The following is a 19982-nucleotide window of genomic DNA, read 5'->3' as shown; positions in this document are numbered from 1 at the left end:
GGCGGCGGCGTGCGTGGCTCCGACCGGCTTGCCTCGTCCGGTGTGTCAGCGGTCGACCTCGTCGCGGCGGCGATGTTCGTCGTCCGGGCTACCGACCACGGGGGCGGCCACCGTTCTCGTGCGGATGGGGTGGGCGAGCCCGTGCTCGGCGGGGGAGAGGGCGACCCGTGGGGGGCCGGGGACGGGTGGCGGCTCAACGCGCCGGCGGCGGCGCGCGTCGTCGTGCTGCGTGACGTGACCGGGCCGGCCGGGCGGGCAGAGCACGAGGTGCGGGTCCGGGGGACGGCGCGCGGCGCCGTCGTGCACGTCGACGCGGCGGCCGACGGCACGACGGACGGAGCGGACGGGGCGAGCACGGGCGGTGCCCGGGCCCTCGACGTCCGGGCGTCGCTCGAACCGGACACCCGGCACGACGACGCGTGGTGGCTCACGGTCGACGGCACGCGCGAGCGGGTGCGGCTCGCGCGGCAACCCGCCGCGGACGGCGAACCTGCGGTCGTGTGGCTCCACCGCGACGGCCGGGTCGTCGCCCTCGCGGCACCCGACCGGGCGGAGCGCGCCGCGCGGAGCCGGGCCGAGCGCCGTCGGGCCGCGGGGGGGCACCCCCGCCGCGACGGCCCCGGAGGGCCGCGCCGCGATGCCCGGGACCGTCGTGGCGACGGCCCCCGACGGCGAGCCGGTCAGCGCGGGCGCGGTCCTCGTCACGGTCGAGGCCATGAAGATGGAGCACCCCGTCCTGGCGCCGCACGACGGCGTCGTGCGCGTCGCCGTGCGCCCCGGCGACCTCGTGCGCCGCGACCAGGTGGTCGCCGTCGTCGAGCCGACACCGGCGACCGCCGCGGACGGACCCGCCGGGAGCGACCCCGACGGCCCGGCCCCCAGCACGACCACCACCCGGACCGACGCCGTCGTGGCACACCCCGCTGCGCCGGCGACCTCCTCCGACACCCAGGGAGCACCATGATCGAGGTCGACACCCTGCTCACCGACGAGCAGGCGAAGCTGTACCAGGTCGTGCGGGACTTCGCCGACGACGTCGTCGCGCCCGCCGCCTACCGGTACGACACCGAGCGGCGGCTGCCGATGGAGATCATCGCGCAGATGGGCGAGCTCGGGCTGTTCGGGCTGCCGTTCCCGCGCGACGTCGGAGGTCAGGGCAAGGACTACGTGTCCCTGTGCCTGGCCGTGGAGGCCCTCGCGCGCGCCGACCAGTCCATCGCGGTGACGCTGGAGGCGGGCGTGGGGCTCGGCATCGTGCCGATCTTCCGGCACGGGACGCTCGAGCAGAAGGAGACGTGGCTGCCCGACCTGCTCGCCGGGCGGGCGCTCGCGGCGTTCGGCCTCACGGAGGCGCAGGCGGGCTCCGACGCGGGCGGCACCCGGACGACGGCGCGCCTCGACGGCGAGGAGTGGGTGCTCGACGGCTCCAAGCAGTTCATCACCAACTCCGGCACCCCGATCACGAGCCTCGTGACGGTCACGGCCGTCACGGGCGAGACGCGTGTGCCGGGCGGCGAGGTGCGCAAGGAGCTGTCGAGCATCGTCGTCCCCGCCGGCACGCCGGGGTTCGAGGTGGGTCCGGCGTACGACAAGGTCGGCTGGCACACGTCCGACACGCACCCGCTCACGCTCACCGACGTGCGCGTCCCGGCGGGCAACCTGCTCGGGGAGCGCGGCCGCGGGTACGCCAACTTCCTGCGCGCGCTCGACGAGGGCCGCATCGCGTTCGCCGCGCTCGCGACGGGCGCCGCGCAGGGCTGCCTCGAGGAGGCGCTGCGGTACGCGCGGGAGCGGGTCGTCTTCGGCCGCGAGATCGGCGCGAACCAGCACGTGGCGTTCACCATCGCCCGTATGCAGGCCCGCGTCCACACCGCGCGGCTCGCGTGGCTCGACGCCGCGCAGAAGCTCGTGCACGGCAAGCCGTTCAAGGCCGAGGCGTCGGTTGCGAAGCTCGTGGGCGGCGAGGCCGCGATGGCGAACGCGCGCGACGCGTCGCAGATCTTCGGCGGCTACGGGTTCCTCAACGAGAACCCGGTCGCCCGGCACTACCGTGACGCGAAGGTGCTCGAGGTCGGCGAGGGCACCACCGAGGTGCAGCTCATGGTCATCGCGAGGAGCCTGGGCCTGGAGAGCTGACCGCGGTCACCCGCCGAACACGACCTGAAGGACGCCATCGACCGGTTGACGACCTTCAGGTCGTGCTCGACGGCGAGCGGGGTCGTTCTCGGCGGACGTCGCCGGAGCCGGAGGAGCGGGAGGAGCAGCATGCGCGAGGTGGTCCAGCGGGGCCTGTACTACGACGAGCTCGAGCCGGGCGTGGTGTACCGCCACCGACCCGGCCGCACGCTCACCGAGGCGGACGACGTCCTGTTCTCCACGCTCACCATGAACCACCAGGCGCTCCACCTCGACGCCGCGTGGGCCGCGACGCAGCCGTTCGGCCAGCGGCTCGTGAACTCGATGATGACGCTGTCGACGCTCGTCGGGCTGTCGGTCGGGCAGGTCACGCAGGGCACGATCGTCGCGAACCTCGGGTTCCGCGAGGTCGAGTTCCCGCGGCCCGTGTTCCACGGCGACACGCTCTACGCCGAGACGGAGGTCCTCGAGAAGCGGCTCTCCGCGTCCCGGCCCGGGCAGGGGGTCGTCTCGCTCGAGCACCGGGGCCTCGACCAGCGCGGCGAGCTCGTCGCCCGGGCCGTCCGCACGGCGCTGTTCTGGACGCGCGCGGCCCACGAGGCCACCACCGTGCCCGACGGCGCGGGGTCGGCCGGTCCGCCGCGGCCCGCCGGGCCGCGCCTCACCTCCGGCGACGAGGCGGGCGCGTGGTGAGCGACGGCGTCGGGCACGGGGCGGACGAGACCCTCCCGGCGGACGCGCGGGAGCCGTTCGCGCTCGGACCGGCGCTGCTGTTCTGCCCCGGGGACCGGCCCGAGCGGTTCGCCAAGGCCGCGGACCGCGCGGACGGCGTGATCCTCGACCTCGAGGACGCGGTCGCGCCCGCGGCGAGGGACGCCGCGCGCCGCGCCGTCGTCGAGGCGTCCGCGACGCTCGACCCGGCCCGCACGGTCCTCCGGGTGAACGCCGTCGGCACGCGCGAGCACGCGCTCGACCTCGCGGCGCTCGCAGACACGCGGCTCCGCACGGTCATGGTCGCGAAGGCCGGGCCGGAGCTCCTCGCGTCGCTGCCCGCGCTCGCGAGCACGCTCCCCGGCGTGCGCGTCGTCGCGCTGTGCGAGACCGCGGCGGGGGTCCTCGCGGCGCCCGAGCTGGCGCGCCGGGACGAGGTCGTCGCCCTCATGTGGGGGGCGGAGGACCTGGTCGCGTCGCTCGGGGGCACGTCGAGCCGGCGCGCGGACGGCTCCTACCGCGACGTCGCGCGGCACGCCCGCGCGGCCGTGCTCCTCGCGGCCGGGGCGGCGGGGAAGGCGGCGATCGACGCGGTGCACGTCGACATCGCGGACCTGGACGGTCTGCGCGCGGAGGCCGAGGACGCCGCCGCGAGCGGCTTCGCCGCGACGGCGTGCATCCACCCGAGCCACGTCCCGGTGATCCGCGCCGCGCACGCGCCGACCGCGGACCAGCTCGCGGCCGCTCGGGCGCTGCTCGCCGCCGCGGCGGCGAACCCCGCAGGACCGGACGCGGTCTTCACGCACGAGGGCCGCATGGTCGACGGGCCGGTGCTGCGCCACGCGGAGGCCGTGCTGCGCCGGGCCGCCCCGCGCTGACGGGAAGGTCAGCGCACCACGGCGAAGGCATGGGGACCGCTCCCCATGGGCGTCGGCGCGGGACGGCGTCGCCAGACCGTAGCCTCGTCCGCGTGACCGACGCGAACCCGCACGCCCAGCAGTCCCAGCACTGGACCGAAGGGTTCCCCCACCTCGTGGCGCGCGCGGCGACGCTCCTCGGCGTCGACGTCGCGACCGCGACGCGGCACAGCAAGGTCGTCCCGGGCGGCTTCCACGTGTGGACCCCGGGCCGCGGGGGCGCGCAGGCGGTCGTCGGCTTCGACGGCACGGCGTACGTGCGCGAGTCGTGCTTCTCGCAGGGCCAGATGGTCCAGGCGTTCACCGCCGGCCACCGCAACGACACGACGCTCGCCGAGCGCCCCGTCAACCACGCGGCGTCGGCCGTCGCCTCGATGGTCGGGTTCCTCCAGGGCGGTCAGACGCGCGTGGCGACGCCGACGGGTCCGAGCGAGGCCGAGCTCGCCGACCTCATGGGTGGTGCGTTCGAGCAGACGACGCCCGACGAGATCGCCGAGCGCCTGCGCGGTCGTGGCAAGGGTGCCTTCGCGGTGGTCGGCGTCGACCGGGCGCACGGTCCCGGCCACTGGTACGTCGCGATGTTCGACGGCGAGCAGGTCCACGCGTTCGACTCGATCGCCAACGCCCGGACCGAGTGGCCGCCGCCCGCGGCGGACGCCGTGCGGTGGTGGGCCGACGGCGCACCGACGCGGGTCCCCGAGACCGTGACCGCCGAGGTGCGCTCGCGTCAGGGGCGCCGCGTGTGGATCCGCACCACGCCCGCCCTGCTGCCGTGGTCGAAGGGCCTCCTCGACTGGTACGCGTCCACCGACCCCGTGAACGTGGCCGCCGGCCGGGGCACCTGGTACGGGTTCTGGTGGGCCGCGCTCTCGCCGGACGGCGACGACCTGCGGGTCGCGGCCACGGACCTCACGAAGGACGGCATCACGACCCTCACGTGGGACGTCGGCCCGATGCTCGAGGTCCACCGCCAGCAGCGCGAGCTCGAGAGCCTCTGCCGGACGGGCTGGCAGCCGACCCGGTTCACCGAGACGGTGCTGGTGTACGACGGCGTCTTCGACGCCCCGGAGATGTACGTCGAGCGGACGCACGCGACCGGGGACGGGGCCTCGGGCTGGGTCGTGAAGCCGATCGCCGAGCAGCCGCGCGGCGGACTCCTGCCCGTGCCGGCGCACGAGCTGTACCGCAGGGCGCCACACCTCGTGCGCTACCTGTCGCTCCCGGCGGGCTTCCGGGCGGTCTGGTCGGACGGCCGGACGAGAGAGCTCCGGGACGCCACCGGGGAGCTCGTGGGGGGCGCGGCCGTGCGTGACGGGGGCCGGCCGGCGGCACCCGTCCAGCCCGCCGCGGTGGACGGAGGCGCCGGGGCCGCGACGTCGCGTGACGGGCGGCGCGCGACCGGGGGGACGGCGTTCGAGGTGGCCGCCGCGGTGGTCCGGGACCCGGCGTCGGACGCCGCGCGGCTGCTGGCCGCCGGTCACGGCCTGCGCGACGCCTTCGTGCGCAACGAGCACCTGATCGGTCTCCTCCCGCCGCAGGCGGCCCAGCTCATGCTCCTGGCGTACCAGAAGGCCGACGAGGTCGGGTCGCGCACCGGACGGCACGACCTGGCGCGCGAGGCGGCGCTCGCCTGGGCGCGTGAGCGCTACTTCCGCGAGCTCTACCCGGCGGACGACGTCGCGGCGCGGCTCGATCGCCTGGTCGCCGACGACGCGGACGGCGCGGTCCACGTGCTGCGCGGCTGGATGCGCTACAACGGCTACGGCTACCCGAAGGACGCCGCGGCATCGGTGCGCGACCACGAGGTGGCGGCGGAGCGCGGCAACGCGGACGCGCTGTTCGAGCTCTCCGTGCTCACGGCGACCGGCCAGGGGACCACCGCGGACCCACAGCGGTCGCGCGACCACCTCGAGCGCGCGGCCGCGGCCGGGCACCCGCGCGCGCTCTACAACGTCGCCGCCCAGCACGCGACGGGAGACGGGCGGCCCCGCGACCCGCAGCGTGCGCTCGCGCTGTACGTGCGGGCCGGCGAGCAGGGCAACGGCCGGGCGCTGTTCACCGCGGGCGTCATGACGCTCACGGGCGACGGCACCCTCCCGGACCCGGCACGCGCCGCGGTCCTGCTCCAGCAGGCGCAGGACCACGGGTTCGACGTGCGCGGCGCCGCTGCGCAGCTCCCCGAGGTGCTCGAGCACCAGGTGGTGTCGGCGCTCGGTGACGCCTGACCGGACGCCGGCGTCCCGCTGGCGTCCGCCGGACGCGGACCCTTGCTCGGCGCACCGGGGCGCTGCTGCGTCCCTGGACCTGACCGCGGCGCGTCAGCCCACCCGGAGGTGGGCGACGATGCCCTCGACGCGGTCCTTCGCGTCGCCGAACAGCATGGACGTGTTGTCGCGGAAGAACAGCGGGTTCTGCACGCCCGCGTAGCCGGTGGCCATCGACCGCTTGAAGACGACGACGTCGCGCGCCTCCCACACGTGCAGCACCGGCATGCCCGCGATGGGCGAACCCGGGTCGTCGAGCGCGGCGGGGTTGACGGTGTCGTTGGCGCCGATGACGAGGACGACGTCGGTGTCGGGGAAGCGGTCGTTGACCTCGTCCATCTCGAACACGACGTCGTACGGCACGCGGGCCTCGGCGAGGAGAACGTTCATGTGCCCCGGCAGGCGGCCCGCGACCGGGTGCACGCCGAACCGCACGTCGACGCCGCGCGAGCGCAGCAGCTCGACGAGCTCGGCGACCGGGTACTGCGCCTTCGCGACGGCCATGCCGTAGCCCGGCGTGATGACGACGCTGCGTGCGTCCGCGAGGAGGCGCGCGACGTCCTCGGCGTGGGTCTCGCGGTGCTCGCCGTGCTCGTCCGTGGACACCGAGACAGTGCCCTCCTCCGCGCCGAAGCCGCCGAGGATCACGGACAGGAACGACCTGTTCATGGCCCGGCACATGATGTACGAGAGGATCGCGCCGGAGGAGCCGACGAGCGCGCCCGTGACGATGAGCAGGTCGTTGCTGAGCATGAAGCCGGCTGCCGCGGCGGCCCAGCCGGAGTACGAGTTGAGCATCGAGACGACGACGGGCATGTCGCCGCCGCCGATCGACGCGACGAGGTGCCAGCCGAGCGCGAGCGCGACGACGGTCATGAGCAGCAGCGGCCAGACCGACGGCGCCCCGACGAACCACACCAGGAGACCGACGCTCGCGACGAGCGCCACCAGGTTGAGCAGGTTGCGCCCGGGCAGCTGCAGCGGCGCGGACCGTGCCCGTCCCGAGAGCTTGAGGTAGGCCACGACGGAGCCCGTGAACGTCACGGAGCCGACGAGGACGCCGAGGTAGACCTCGACGAGGTGCGCCGGGTCGTGTCCTTCTGTGAGGTAGGAGTTGTAGCCGACCAGCACGGCGGCCAGGCCGACGAAGCTGTGGAGGATCGCGATGAGCTCAGGCATCTGCGTCATCTCGACGCGACGCGCGCGCCACGTGCCGACGACCGCCCCGACGAGGAGCACGCACGCGATGAGCAGGGCCGTGACGACCGCCGGGCGCCGGCTCGTGTCGAGCGCGAGGACGATCGTCGCGCCGAGCGCGAGGACCATGCCGACGGCGCCCGCGAGGTTCCCGCGCCGCGCGGTCTCCTGGCGGGACAGGCCCGCGAGGCTGAGGACGAACAGGAGCGCCGCGAGGACGTAGACGGCCTGGGCGACGGACGTGGGCGTCATCGGACCGCTCCCGCGCTCGTGCCGGCGGAGGTGCCCGGCGTCGTGCCCGCGGTCGACCCGGCGGGCGCGCCGCGCCGGAACATGCGGATCATGCGGTTCGCCACGAGGAACCCGCCGAAGATGTTGATGCTCGCGACGGCCGCCGCGACGCACGCGAGGGTCGTGACGAGCCAGTCGTCCGAGCCGATCTGCAGGAGCGCGCCGACGAGGATGATCCCGGAGATGGCGTTCGTCTGGGCCATGAGCGGTGTGTGCAGCGAGTGCGTCACGTGGGAGATGACGTAGTACCCCACGACGACGGCGAGCAGGAAGACGGTCATGTGCCCGACGAGCGACGGCGGCGCGAACGACAGCGCGAGCGTCACGAGCACCGCGGCGAGCGCGGCCCCGACGAGGCGCCGGCGCCCACGGAGCGCGCGGCGCCGGTCCGCCTCGGCCGCGGCGGAGGCAGCCCGCTCCGCGGCGACGGCAGGGTCCTCCGGGGGTGCGGGCTCACCGGGCGGTGGTGGCGCCGCGCTCACCGCCACGGGCGGCGGCGGCCACAGGACCTCGCCGTCGCGCGCGACGGTCATGCCGCGCTGCACCGGGTCGTCGAGGTCGAGCGCGGTCACACCGTCCTTCCCGGGCGTGAGCAGCTCGAGCAGGTGCACGACGTTCGTCCCGAGGAGCTGCGACGTGTGCTGCGGGAGACGTCCGGGGAGGTCCGTCCAGCCGAGGACGACGACGCCGCCGTCGGTCACGACGCGCTCGCCGGGCACGGTGACCTCACAGTTCCCGCCGCCGGACGCCGCGAGGTCGACCACGACGCTCCCGGGGCGCATGCCTGCGACCGCCGCCGCCGTGAGGGTGCGCGGCGCGACGCCCCGCACGAGCGCCGTCGTGACGACGACGTCCGCGTCGGCCGCCTCGCGCGCGTAGACCTCGAGCGCGTGCTGCTCCTGCTCGGGCGTGAGCGGTCGCGCGTACCCGTCGGCGTTCATGTGCTGCTGCGCCTCGGGCGCGCGCACGGCGACCCCGCCGAGCGACTCGATCTGCTCCGCGGCCTCTGAGCGCACGTCGAACGCGCGCACCTGCGCCCCGAGGCTCGACGCCGTGCCCACGGCCGCGAGCCCGGCGACGCCGCCGCCGATGACGAAGACCTTCGCGGGCGGCGTCTTGCCTGCGGCGGTGACCTGCCCGGCGAACATCCCGCCGTACTCCTGGGCCGCCTCGACGACCGCGCGGTAGCCCGCGACGTTGGACAGCGTGCTCAGCACGTCCAGCGCCTGGGCGCGCGAGATGCGGGGGACGGCGTCGAGCGCGAGGGCGGTGACCCCGGCGCCGGCGAGGCGCTCGACGAGCCCGGGCCGGCTGCCCGGGTAGAGCATCGCGACGAGCGTCGCGCCCGGGTGCAGCAGCGCGACCTGGTCGTCGGTCGGGGCGTTGACCGCGACGACGACGTCGGCGCCCCACGCCGTCGCGGCGTCGACGACCGACGCCCCGGCGTCCTCGTACGCGGCGTCGGCGAACGTGGCCCGCGCCCCGGCGTCGTGCTCGACGACGACCTCGTACCCGAGCGCGCGCAGGCGCTCCACCGTCCGCGGGGTCGCGGCGACGAGCCGTTCCCCGTCCCTCACCTCGCGGGGGACACCGATCCTCACGTGCGGGCTCCTCACATCGTCGGGCACGGCCGAGCATCACCGACGCCGTCGGCCTCGCTGCCGACGGTGCGCCGCGAGCCTACCCAGTCCGCGGCGCACGGCGGACGGGCCGAACGTCCCGTGGACGGGCCCTACAGGTCGCCCTTCTTCTGCAGGTAGCGCATCGCCGCCCAGCCGAACGGGATGCGGCCCCAGTAGGTGGCGACGCGGAACAGCACGGTGGCGGACGTCGCGAGCGCGACCGGGACGCCGGCGGCCGTGAGCCCGGCGGTGAGCGCGAGCTCGATGGTGCCGAGGCCGCCCGGGGTGGGCACGGCCGCGCCGGCCGCGTTGCCGACGAGGTAGATCACGGCGACGTCGACGAGCGACAGCTCCTGGCCGAACGCGGCGAGCGCGGCGTCGAACGCGAGCACGTACCCCAGCGTCATGACGACGTTGCCGCCGAACCCGATCGCGAGCCGGCCCGGCTGGCCGAGCAGCTCCGACAGGCGCGGCCACACCTGCTGGAGCGTGGGGCGGATCTTCGCGAGCACCCAGTTGCGGACGGCCGGGACGAGCAGCGTCGCGAGGACCGCGAGGGCGACGCCGCCGATCGCGAGCAGGACGGTCGTCGACGGGAGCTGCACGAGGCCGCCGTCGCCCGTGAAGATCGACAGGACGACGAGCAGCAGGATCGTCACGACGAACTGCGACACCTGGACCAGCCCGACGGTCGCGACGGCGACCGGCGTGGAGACGCCGCGCTTCTGCAGCATGCGGAGGTTGAGCGCCGCCGGGCCGATGCCGGCGGGCGCCGCGAGGGCGACGAACGACCCGGCGGCCTGCGTGAGCGTCGCCCGGATCATCGGCAGGTGGACGGGGGAGAAGGCGACGAACGTCAGGGCCGCGCCGACCCACGTGAGCACGCCGAGCGCGAACGAGATGACCGCCCACCAGGGGTTGGCCTGGGAGACGGCCTCCGTGATCTCGGCGAAGTTGATGCTCGTGACGATCACCGTCACCGCGACGACCGCGAGCGCGAGGGTGATGACCGTGCGGGCGCCGAACCGTGTGATGCGCTGCGGCTCGACGTCGGCCTCGGGGAGCCGCTCGACGAGCGCGGCGCGCAGCTCCTTGAGCAGCTCCTTGTCCTGCCGCATCTCCTCGCGCGTGCTCGGGGGCAGCGCGATCGACTGCAGGAGCGGGCCGATGGCGGCGATGTCCTCGTCGGGCAGCACGCTCACCGCGGACTCGACGGCCCGGCGCGCGCCGACGCGCAGCGCGAGCAGCGCGACCATCTGCGCGAGGTCCATGCGGCGCGCGAGCTGTGACGACGCGATGTCGCCCTGGTCCCACCCCGTGAGCCAGACCTCCGGGGCGCCGGTGGCCGGCTCGCGCGAGACGAGGACGACGTCGGACGTGAGCGCCCGGTGCGCGATGCCCGCGGAGTGGGCGAGCGTGAGCTGGCGCCACGCCTCGTCGAGCACCGAGTCGCTGACGCGGTCGGCGGGCAGGTCGCGCAGGGACACGGCGCCCCCGGCGTGCTCCTGCACGAGCACCATCGAGTCGGCCGCCTCGGCGACGCCCAGGAGACGCGGGGTGCGGATGCCGGCCGCACGGGCGGCGTAGTTGAGGAGCGCGGTCCGCTCGGCCGCGGCGCGCAGCGAGATCGCGGTGCGGCCCTCCAGGCCGCGCAGCCGGAGCGAGCGCCAGAAGCGGGTGAGGAAGCCGACGACCTGCCGGTCGCCGTCGAGCACGACGACGTCCCGGCGGCCGCCGCCCTCGTCGAGCATCGCGTAGACGCGGTTGTCGCCCGCGCGCGTCAGCGCGATCGCCGCCGGGTCGGAGGGTGCGGCCTCGCGCGCCCGAGCCGGGCCCCCGGCCACGTCCGGGCGCCCGCCCGGTGCCTCCTCGGCGGGCGCCGTGCCCGCGAGGTGGCGTCGCGCGAGAGCGGCGTCGGCGGTGAGGACCGTCCCGGCGTCGTTCCCGGCGCCCGGTGCGCGCAGGACGCCGACGTGCACCTCGGAGGTGATGTGGCCCTCGGCGTCGACCTCCGTGATCGGGTCGTCGGCCGCCTCCGCGAGCTCGTCGTCGTCCGTCACGTCGCGCACGCGGACGAGCGCGACGGGGGCGAAGCCGGCGCGGCGCACGCCGGCGACGAGCTCGGGGCCGTAGGCGCGCTCGCTGCGCACCCCGGACACGTACCGGACGGCGAGGCCGGCGATGCGCCCCAGCAGGAGCGCGATGAGGATGCCGGGCAGCGACACCTGCCCCGTGACGAGCACGACCCCGACGGCGACGAAGATGAGGTTCCACGACCACGCGACGGTCCGGCGCCTCGTCCGGGTGCCCGCCGCCGTGAGCAGCCCGCCGAGCGCGGCGACGTAGCCGGGGATCGTCAGCCGCCACTCGCCCTGCGTGAAGATCGACAGCCCGCGGACGAGCTCGTCGGACCCCCACTCCATGACGGCGAGCGTGACGAGGATGCCGAGCAGCAGCCCGAGCGCCGCGGCCACGATCGACTCCACGACCTGCCGGCCGAGCCGGCGCACGCCGAGCTCGATGAGGACCGCGGTGGGGACGAACAGCGTGACGAGGCCCTCGAGCACGGCCACGGGGACGAACAGGACGCGGGCGAGGATGTCGGAGAAGTTCTGCACGTCCTCCGCGACGCCCTCGGTCGTGCCGTGCGCGAACACCGACATGAGCATGACGAGCGCCACGCCGACCGCGCACAGGACGAGGTTGACGAGGTCGCTCGGGTGGCGGACACGCTGCTCCGCCGTGTCGACGACGCGGACCGTGCCCTCGTCGACGGGCGCCGGGCGCGCGAGCAGGGCCTCGAACGCCCCGGTCTGCGGCCGGGGCTCGGCGCGCGGGCTGTCGACGAGGCTGCCGACCTCCACGACGGAGCCGGTGGCCGGGCGGCCCTCGGGCGTCTCGTGGGGAGTCACGGGCATGGCTGCGAGTCTAGGGCGGGGCGCCCGAGCAGGCGCGGTATTTGGCCGATTCCTCCGGGTGATTCGACCCGCTTCGTCCGGCACGTGCCGGGCGGGGCGCGCCGTGTCGGCGCGCGAGTGTGAGCAAGCCCTCCCTAGCATGGAGCGTTCCCGCGTCCGCAGGGGCGACGGTGCGGGGTTCGGACCGGGAGGTCGGCATGGCACGCGAGAAGGCGGCACACGGCAGGGCGGCGGACGGCGGCGCGGAGCCGGGCACCCGTGAGGGCGAGGTCGCCGCCGCCGAGTCGGCGGCGCAGGAGCGCAACCCCTTCCGCAAGGTCTGGTGGCTCCCGGTGGTGCGCGGGGTCCTGCTCGTGGTCCTGGGCCTGCTCCTCATGATCGAGCCGCTCGAGCAGCTCGAGACGCTGCGGCTCGTGCTCGGCGCGTTCCTCGTGGCCGACGGCGTGCTGGTCGCGGTGCAGGGCTTCGTCCACCGGCGGCAGGTCGGCTCCGCGTGGTGGCTCGCGCAGGCGGGCGTGAACGTCGTGTTCGGCGTGGTCGTGGCGTTCTGGCCGGACCTCTCGCCGACCGCCCTCTACTACGTGCTCGCCGTGTGGGTGCTCGTGCTGGGCATCACGACGATCGCCGGTGCCGCGGCGCTGGCCCGCAACCGCGACCTCGGGTGGGCGTGGATGCTCGCGTTCGGGATCGTGTCGGTGCTGTTCGGGATCCTGCTCGTCACACGACCGCTGGACGCGTTCGACGTGCTCCGCCTCGTGACGGTCGTCTTCGCGCTCTACGCCTTCGTCGCCGGGTCGATCCACGTGGTCTCCGGGTTCGCCGTGCGCGCGGTGGCTCGCGAGATCGCCGACCTGCGCGGTCAGGCGGTCGCCGCGGGCGTCGTCGTGACGGGCGGGTCCGTGCTGGGCGCCGCCGCCGCGCGGCCCGACGTCGCGCCGCCCACGGCGAGCCCCGCACCCCCGGTGAGCCCCGCACCGGGGGGCGACGTGGAGCCGAGCGACGGCGCAGCGACCGCCGGCGGTGCCGCTCCGACCGCGCCGGAGCCGGCCGCGCCGGAGCGGACGGACGGTGACCCCACCGAGCCTCCCGAGCCGCCTCGCTCGCACGGCTGAGCGCCCGTCGGCACGGCGGTGCTCCGACCGCCCTGCCCTCGGCGGGGGCGGGGGCGGGGGCGGAACAGTACACCGCCCGGAGGCCTGCCGGAGATGTGTCTCACGTCACGTCGGTTGCCCCGGGCTCTGGGTTACGACCCGGTAACAACGCCGGCAGGATGTCCTGCTTTCGCCCGCTTCTGTCACCTGCGTGACATGGTGCTGTGCTAGAAATCACGGCACTCCGCCACCAGGCCGGGGTCCTGGTGCGGGCACGGTCGCACCACCTGTGTCTCGTACCCCGAGATCTCCGAGAAAGAGGTAGACACATGACAGCGGTGTCCAGGAAGCGGCTCCTCGCCGCGGCCGCCGGCATCACGGCGCTGACGCTCACCCTCACGGCGTGCGGCGGCGACAGCTCCGGCGACGACGGCGACGGCGCCAGCTCCGCAGGGGGCGGCTCGCTGATCATCGGCACGACCGACAAGGTGACGACCCTCGACCCCGCGGGCTCGTACGACAACGGCTCGTTCGCGGTGATGAACCAGGTCTTCCCCTTCCTCATGAACACGCCGTACGGCAGCCCCGACGTCGAGCCGGACATCGCCGAGTCGGCGGAGTTCACCGCCCCGACCGAGTACACGGTCACGCTCAAGCCGGGCCTGAAGTGGGCCAACGGCAACGACCTCACGTCCTCCGACGTGAAGTTCACGTTCGACCGTCAGCTCGCGATCGCGGACCCCAACGGCCCGTCCTCGCTGCTGTACAACCTGGAGAGCGTCGAGGCGCCGGACGACACGACCGTCGTCTTCCACCTCAAGAGCGAGGACGACCAGGTCTTCCCGCAGATCCTGTCGAGCCCCGCGGGCCCGATCGTCGACGAGGACGTGTTCTCGGCCGACGCGCTGACGCCCGACCAGGAGATCGTCGACGGCAAGGCGTTCGCGGGTCAGTACACGATCTCGAGCTACGACTTCAACAACCTCGTCTCCTACGAGGCCTACGACGGCTACGAGGGTCTTCTCGGCGCCGCGAAGAACGAGAAGGTCGCGGTCAAGTACTTCGCCGAGGCCTCGAACCTCAAGCTCGAGATCCAGCAGGGCGAGATCGACGTCGCGTGGCGCAGCCTCTCGGCCACCGACATCGAGGACCTGCGCGGCAACGACGACGTCAAGGTCGTCGACGGCCCCGGCGGCGAGATCCGCTACATCACGTTCAACTTCGACACGCAGCCGTTCGGCGCGGCGACGCCCGAGGCCGACCCGGAGAAGGCGCTCGCCGTCCGCCAGGCCGCCGCGTCGCTCATCGACCGCGACGAGCTCTCCGAGCAGGTCTACAAGGGCACGTACACGCCGCTCTACTCCTACGTCCCGGCGGGCCTCACCGGCGCGATCGAGCCGCTCAAGGAGATGTACGGCGACGGTGCGGGCGCGCCCGACGCGGCCGCGGCCGAGCAGCTCCTCGCGGACGCGGGCGTCAAGACCCCCGTGACCCTGAAGCTGCAGTACTCGAACGACCACTACGGCCCGTCGTCGGCCGACGAGTACGCGCTCATCAAGGACCAGCTCGAGAAGGACGGCCTCTTCACGGTCGAGCTGCAGACGACCGAGTGGGTCACGTACGCCGAGGAGCGCACCGCCGACGTCTACCCGGCCTACCAGCTCGGCTGGTTCCCGGACTACTCCGACGCGGACAACTACCTCACGCCGTTCTTCCTCACGGAGAACTTCCTCGTGAACCACTACGCGAACGAGGAGGTCAACGACCTGATCCTCCAGCAGGCCGTCACCACCGACGCGGACGAGCGCACCGCGCTCATCGAGGAGATCCAGACGAAGGTGGCCGGGGACCTCTCGACGCTGCCGTACCTCCAGGGTGCGCAGGTCGCGGTCGTCGGGTCCGACGTCGAGGGCGCCGAGGACACGCTCGACCCGTCCTTCAAGTTCCGCTACGCGGCGCTGTCCAAGGGCTGACCCGTCCTGACGCGCGTCCGGTCCTCCGCCACGCGGAGGGTCGGACGCGCGGTCGCCCCCAGCACCCCGACGAAGAGACGACATGACGACCACCACCCCGGACCAGCAGGCCGGTGAGAGCACGACGGCGGCACCCCGCGCCCTCGGCCGCCGACGCCGCAGCGGGGGCGGGCTCGGGAGCTACATCCTCGTGCGCGCCCTCCTCATCATCCCGACCGTCTTCATCCTCGTGACCACCGTCTTCGTGGTCATGCGCGCCACGGGCGACCCCATCACCGCAGCGCTCGGCGGCCGCCTCACGCCCGACCAGCTCGCCGAGCGCATCCAGGCCGCCGGCTACGACCGCCCGGTCGTCGTGCAGTACCTCGAGTACCTCGGCGGGATCGTGCGGGGCGACTTCGGCACGACCATCAGCGACAACCGGCCGGTGACCGAGGTGCTCGCGACCTACGGCAGCGCGACGCTCGAGCTCGCCCTCTACGCGCTGCTCGTCGCCTTCGTCGTCGGCATCCCGCTCGGCATGGTCGCGGGCTACTTCCGCGACCGTGCGCACGACGCCGCGCTGCGCATCGGCGCGATCCTCGCCTACGCGACCCCCGTCTTCTTCGCGGGCCTGCTGCTCAAGCTGGTGTTCTCGGTCTGGCTCGGCTGGCTGCCCGTCTCCGGGCGCGCCTCGACCGGTGCCGAGATCGAGATGCAGATGCTCGACGACCCGAGCGGCTTCTACCTCGTCGACGCGCTCCGCACGGGCGACCCCGAGGTGGTCGGCGACGTCCTCGCCCACGCGGTCCTGCCCTCGATCGCCCTGGGCCTCCTCACCGCGGGGGTGTTCCTGCGGCTCGTGCGCACCAACGTCATCGGCACGCTCTCCACCGACTACGTGGTCGCGGCGCGCTCGCGCGGCGTACGGGAGTCGCGCCTCGTGCGCACGCACGCCTGGCGCCCCGCGCTCATCCCGATCATCACCGTCATCGGCCTGCAGGTCGCCATGCTGCTCGCGGGCGCGGTCCTCACCGAGACGACGTTCGAGTGGAAGGGGCTCGGCTTCCAGCTCGCCGAGTACCTCCAGGCCCGCGACTTCGTCGCCGTCCAGGGGATCGTCGTGCTCATGGCCGTCATCGTGGCGGTGACGAACTTCGTCGTCGACGTCGTCGCCGCGCTCATCGACCCGAGGGTGAGGTACTGACATGGTCGCCGAGACCGGACTCACCACCGGCGCCGCCGCACCGGGCGCGACCCCCGGGCCGCCGCCCGTGGCCGTCCCGGAGCGCGGGCGCGCCCCGTGGTGGAAGCGTCTGCCCGTCGTCCACCAGCTCCGGCAGAGCGTCGGGCTGCAGCGCGGCATGCTCGTCGCGGGGCTCGTCGTCACCGCGCTGTTCGCGCTCACCGCGGCGCTCGCGCCGTGGCTCGCCCCGTACGGCTACAGCCAGCTCCGGACCGCCGACGGCGCGTTCGGCGCGCAGCAGCCGCCCTCGGCCGAGCACCTGCTCGGCACGACGGTCGGCGGGTACGACGTCCTGTCACGCGTGATCTGGGGCGCGCAGACCGCGCTCCTCGTGATCGTCGTGGCCATCCTCGCGTCGATCGTCGTCGGGGTGCTGCTCGGCCTCGTGTCCGGGTACTTCGGCGGCTGGGCGGACCGCCTGCTCGTCGTGCTCTGCGACGCCGTCTACGCCTTCCCGTCCCTGCTGCTCGCGATCCTCATGGCGATCGTCATCTCGGGCGGGCAGTCGAGCATGTGGGGCGGCATCCTCGCCGCGGCGCTCTCCATCACGGTCGTGTTCATCCCGCAGTACTTCCGGGTGACCCGCGCCGAGGTGGTGCGGATCAAGGGCGAGGCGTTCGTCGACTCGGCGCGCGTGCTGGGCACGCCGCACCACCGCATCATGCTGCGCCACGTGCTGCGCAACGCGACGCGCACGCTGCCGCTCATCGTCACCCTCAACGCGTCCGAGGCCATCCTCACGCTCGCGGGCCTCGGCTTCCTCGGCTTCGGCATCGAGCCGACGGCGGCCGCCGAGTGGGGCTACGACCTCAACAAGGCCGTGTCCGACGTGACGAGCGGCATCTGGTGGACCGCGCTCTTCCCGGGGCTCGCGATCGTCCTCGCGGTGCTGGGCATCACGCTGGTCGGGGAGAGCCTCAACGACCTGGCCGACCCGCGCCTGCGCTCGCGCCGGGCTGCCGCCGAGGTGTCCGGGGAGGTCGCCGAGACATCCGTCGTCCCGGGCGGGACGCTGTCCGCCGGGCCCGGAGGGCTCGACGGGCTGGAGGGCCGGGGCGCGCGCGCCGACGGCGGACCGGCCGAGGACGACCTCGACCCGCTCGAACGGCCGTTCGGGCACCGCGCCGACGACGAGACGGAGGGCGCGCGATGACCGCCACCCCGCAGACCACGACCCGCACGGCCGACCGCACCGACCGGCCCGCGGTCGTCATCCGTGACCTCGCGGTGTCGTTCGCGACCGACGCCGGGTCGGTGCGCGCCGTCGACGGCGTCGACCTGGAGGTCGCCCCGGGGGAGGTGCTCGCGATCGTCGGCGAGTCGGGCTCGGGCAAGACCGTGACCGCGAAGACCATCCTCGGCCTCCTGCCCTCGACGGCGACGGCGCGCGGCGCCGTCGTGCTGTCGAACAAGGCGGGGACGGACGAGCACGACGTCGTCACGCTCGACGCCGACCGGCTGCGGGACGTGCGGGGACGTGACGTCGCGATGGTGTTCCAGGAGCCGTCGGCGGCGCTCAACCCCGTCTTCACCGTGGGCTGGCAGATCGCGGAGGGGATCCGGGCCCACGGGAAGGTGGGCCGTCGCGAGGCGCGGAAGCGGGCGATCGACGTCCTGCGCCGCGTCGGGATCCCCGACCCGGAGACGCGTGTCGACCACTACCCGCACCAGTTCTCCGGCGGCCAGAAGCAGCGCGTCGTCATCGCGATGGCGCTCGTGCTCGACCCGGGGCTCATCGTCGCCGACGAGCCCACGACCGCGCTCGACGTCACCGTCCAGGCCGAGATCCTCGACCTGCTGCGGCGCTGCCGCGACGAGTTCGGCACGGCGATCGTGCTCATCACGCACAACATGGGCGTCGTCGCGGACCTCGCCGACCGCGTCGCGGTGATGTACCAGGGCAAGGTCGTCGAGCAGGCGCCCGCGCGCGAGCTCTTCGCGGACCCGCGCGCCGAGTACACGAGGGCGCTGCTCGCCGCCGTGCCCCGCGTCGGTGAGGGCACCGCGCGGGCGGAGGTCCGCGCGTCGGCCCGCGACACCGGCTGGGCGAGCACCGAGCCGGTGGTCGAGGCGACGGGCCTCACGGTCACCTACCCCGGTCGGCTGCGCAAGCCGGGCTTCACCGCGGTGGACGACGTCTCGCTGACGATCCGGCCGGGCGAGGTGCTCGGGCTGGTGGGCGAGTCCGGGTCCGGCAAGACGACGTTCGCGCGCGCCGTCGCGGGCCTGACGCCGGTGACCGGCGGGTCGCTGCGCGTCCTCGGCGTCGAGATGCTCGGGGTGAGGCAGCGTGACCTGCTGCCGGTCCGGCCCCGCATCGGGTTCGTGTTCCAGGACCCGGCGACGAGCTTCAACCCGCTCCTGACGATCGCGGACTGCGTCGCCGAGCCGCTCGTCGTGCACGGCCGGGCGGCGTCGCCGCAGGACGCGCGCGCCCGGGTCGACGAGCTGCTGGAGGCCGTCCAGCTCCCGCGCTCGTACGGCGACCGCTTCCCGCACGAGCTGTCGGGCGGTCAGCGGCAGCGCGCGTCGCTCGCCCGTGCGCTCGCGCTCGACCCCGAGCTGCTCGTCGCGGACGAGCCGACGTCGGCGCTCGACGTGTCCGTGCAGGCGCGCGTGCTCGAGCTCTTCGCGGAGCTCCAGCGCGAGCTCGGCTTCGCGAGCCTCTTCGTGTCCCACGACCTGGCGGTCGTCGACCTGCTCTCGGACCGGATCGCGGTGCTCTACCGCGGCCGGCTCGTCGAGGAGGGCACGGGCGCCGAGGTCCTCGGCGACCCGCGCGAGGAGTACACGCGCCGGCTGCTGGCGTCGCTCCCCGTGCCCGACCCGGTGGCGCAGGCCGAGCGGCGGGAGGCGCTGCGGGCGCTGCGTGGCGCGTGACGGCCCGGCGGTGACGGCGGCGGCGGGCAGCCTGCTCGCGGCCGGCGTCGGTCGCGGTTGTGGAGATGTCGGTGAGGTCGTGCCGGGCGGCGCGCGGATCGGGCCGGCACGCGCGAGACTCGCCGCGTGACGACACCGCAGGACGGCGCCCCCGACCGCTCGGAGCGGATCACGCGCGCCGTCACCGGGGTGGTCGTGGGGGTCGTCGGGCTCGGGCTCGTGGTCCTCGTCGTGGCTGTCGTCGGGTATCAGATGCTCGTGAACGGCTGGGCGGAGCAGTACGACACGTCGGCGCCTGCCGGCACGTCCGCCCCGGCGTCGGGCCCGGCGTCGGGCCCGGCGTCGAACCCCTCCTCGACGTCGAACCCGGGCTCGTCGGCCGACCCGACGGGCTTCTCCGGGGAGGGCCTCGACCTCTCGAACGAGGCGTACCGCGAGCGGGTCGGGTCGCCCGAGGGTCGTGCGGAGGCGGCGCTCTCGCTGCCGGAGGTCGAGGCGGCGCTGGAGCCGCTCGTGTCCGGGGACGCGGTCGACCAGGACGCGGTGAGGTCGGCGCTCGTCGCGGCGGGGTTCGAGAACGTGCAGGTGCACGGTGGCTCGACGCTCTCGTCCGAGACCTCGACGCACGTCGCGGTCGGGGTCGGCGTGCCCGGCGGGTGCGTCTACGGCGCGGTGGGACCCGACGGCGTCACGCTCGAGGCGGGCGGGCCCATCATGGACGGCGGGTGCCTGGAGATGCCGGCGCACTGAACGCACT

14 protein-coding genes are annotated in these 19982 nt (G+C 74.5%); 11 read left to right on the top strand and 3 right to left on the bottom strand.

Annotated elements, in window-relative coordinates; translation table 11 throughout:
- The first annotated feature begins 637 nt into the window (after nt 1–637).
- From ACWPWV_RS05905 to ACWPWV_RS05885, 5 genes are all read left to right on the top strand, one after another.
- Entirely contained in the window at nt 638–964 is a 327-nt protein-coding gene (locus tag ACWPWV_RS05905) for an acetyl-CoA carboxylase biotin carboxyl carrier protein subunit (protein ID WP_454042822.1), read from the top strand.
- Nucleotides 961–2136 carry an acyl-CoA dehydrogenase family protein gene (locus tag ACWPWV_RS05900; protein WP_454042821.1) on the top strand — a complete coding sequence of 392 codons (1176 nt, stop codon included), beginning with the start codon at nt 961–963 and terminating at the stop codon, nt 2134–2136. Before ACWPWV_RS05905 ends, ACWPWV_RS05900 begins: the two co-directional genes overlap by 4 nt.
- A 129-nt stretch (nt 2137–2265) precedes the next feature.
- Nucleotides 2266–2829 carry a MaoC family dehydratase gene (locus ACWPWV_RS05895; protein WP_454042004.1) on the top strand — a complete coding sequence of 188 codons (564 nt, stop codon included), beginning with the start codon at nt 2266–2268 and terminating at the stop codon, nt 2827–2829.
- Entirely contained in the window at nt 2826–3725 is a 900-nt protein-coding gene (locus ACWPWV_RS05890) for an HpcH/HpaI aldolase/citrate lyase family protein (protein ID WP_454042003.1), read from the top strand. The genes ACWPWV_RS05895 and ACWPWV_RS05890 overlap by 4 nt, the downstream gene beginning before the upstream one ends.
- A gap of 92 nt (nt 3726–3817) precedes the next feature.
- On the top strand, nt 3818–5989 hold the full coding sequence (locus ACWPWV_RS05885; protein ID WP_454042002.1) for a tetratricopeptide repeat protein: 2172 nt from the start codon (nt 3818–3820) through the stop codon (nt 5987–5989).
- A gap of 93 nt (nt 5990–6082) precedes the next feature.
- On the opposite strand, the gene pntB is transcribed toward ACWPWV_RS05885, so the two are convergent.
- From pntB to ACWPWV_RS05870, 3 genes are all read right to left on the bottom strand, one after another.
- Entirely contained in the window at nt 6083–7477 is a 1395-nt protein-coding gene (pntB, locus tag ACWPWV_RS05880; protein WP_454042001.1) for a Re/Si-specific NAD(P)(+) transhydrogenase subunit beta, read from the bottom strand.
- On the bottom strand, nt 7474–9117 hold the full coding sequence (locus ACWPWV_RS05875) for a Re/Si-specific NAD(P)(+) transhydrogenase subunit alpha (protein WP_454042000.1): 1644 nt from the start codon (nt 9115–9117) through the stop codon (nt 7474–7476). The genes pntB and ACWPWV_RS05875 overlap by 4 nt, the downstream gene beginning before the upstream one ends.
- A 131-nt stretch (nt 9118–9248) precedes the next feature.
- Complete coding sequence (locus ACWPWV_RS05870) at nt 9249–12056, bottom strand: flippase-like domain-containing protein (protein ID WP_454041999.1); 2808 nt, start codon at nt 12054–12056, stop codon at nt 9249–9251.
- A gap of 197 nt (nt 12057–12253) precedes the next feature.
- Between ACWPWV_RS05870 and ACWPWV_RS05865 the strand changes: the two genes are divergently transcribed.
- The 6 genes from ACWPWV_RS05865 to ACWPWV_RS05840 all read left to right on the top strand — a co-directional run bounded on the left by ACWPWV_RS05865 (nt 12254) and on the right by ACWPWV_RS05840 (nt 19975).
- Nucleotides 12254–13168 carry an HdeD family acid-resistance protein gene (locus ACWPWV_RS05865; RefSeq protein ID WP_454041998.1) on the top strand — a complete coding sequence of 305 codons (915 nt, stop codon included), beginning with the start codon at nt 12254–12256 and terminating at the stop codon, nt 13166–13168.
- A 308-nt stretch (nt 13169–13476) separates the two neighbouring features.
- Nucleotides 13477–15120, top strand: a complete 1644-nt coding sequence (locus ACWPWV_RS05860) for an ABC transporter substrate-binding protein (protein WP_454041997.1) — start codon at nt 13477–13479, stop codon at nt 15118–15120.
- 82 nt (nt 15121–15202) lie between these two features.
- Nucleotides 15203–16306, top strand: coding sequence for an ABC transporter permease (locus ACWPWV_RS05855; protein WP_454041996.1), 1104 nt, complete (start codon nt 15203–15205; stop codon nt 16304–16306).
- Nucleotides 16307–16463: 157 nt separating this feature from the next.
- Complete coding sequence (locus ACWPWV_RS05850; RefSeq protein WP_454042820.1) at nt 16464–17498, top strand: ABC transporter permease; 1035 nt, start codon at nt 16464–16466, stop codon at nt 17496–17498.
- Nucleotides 17495–19225, top strand: a complete 1731-nt coding sequence (locus ACWPWV_RS05845; protein ID WP_454041995.1) for a dipeptide ABC transporter ATP-binding protein — start codon at nt 17495–17497, stop codon at nt 19223–19225. The genes ACWPWV_RS05850 and ACWPWV_RS05845 overlap by 4 nt, the downstream gene beginning before the upstream one ends.
- A 126-nt stretch (nt 19226–19351) precedes the next feature.
- Nucleotides 19352–19975, top strand: coding sequence for a DUF6993 domain-containing protein (locus ACWPWV_RS05840; RefSeq protein ID WP_454041994.1), 624 nt, complete (start codon nt 19352–19354; stop codon nt 19973–19975).
- Nucleotides 19976–19982 lie beyond the last annotated feature (7 nt).

Source organism: Cellulosimicrobium sp. Marseille-Q8652 (assembly GCF_965112045.1).
The sequence above is the reverse complement of the archived record's forward strand: the minus strand, read 5'-3'. Positions and strand labels throughout refer to the sequence as shown.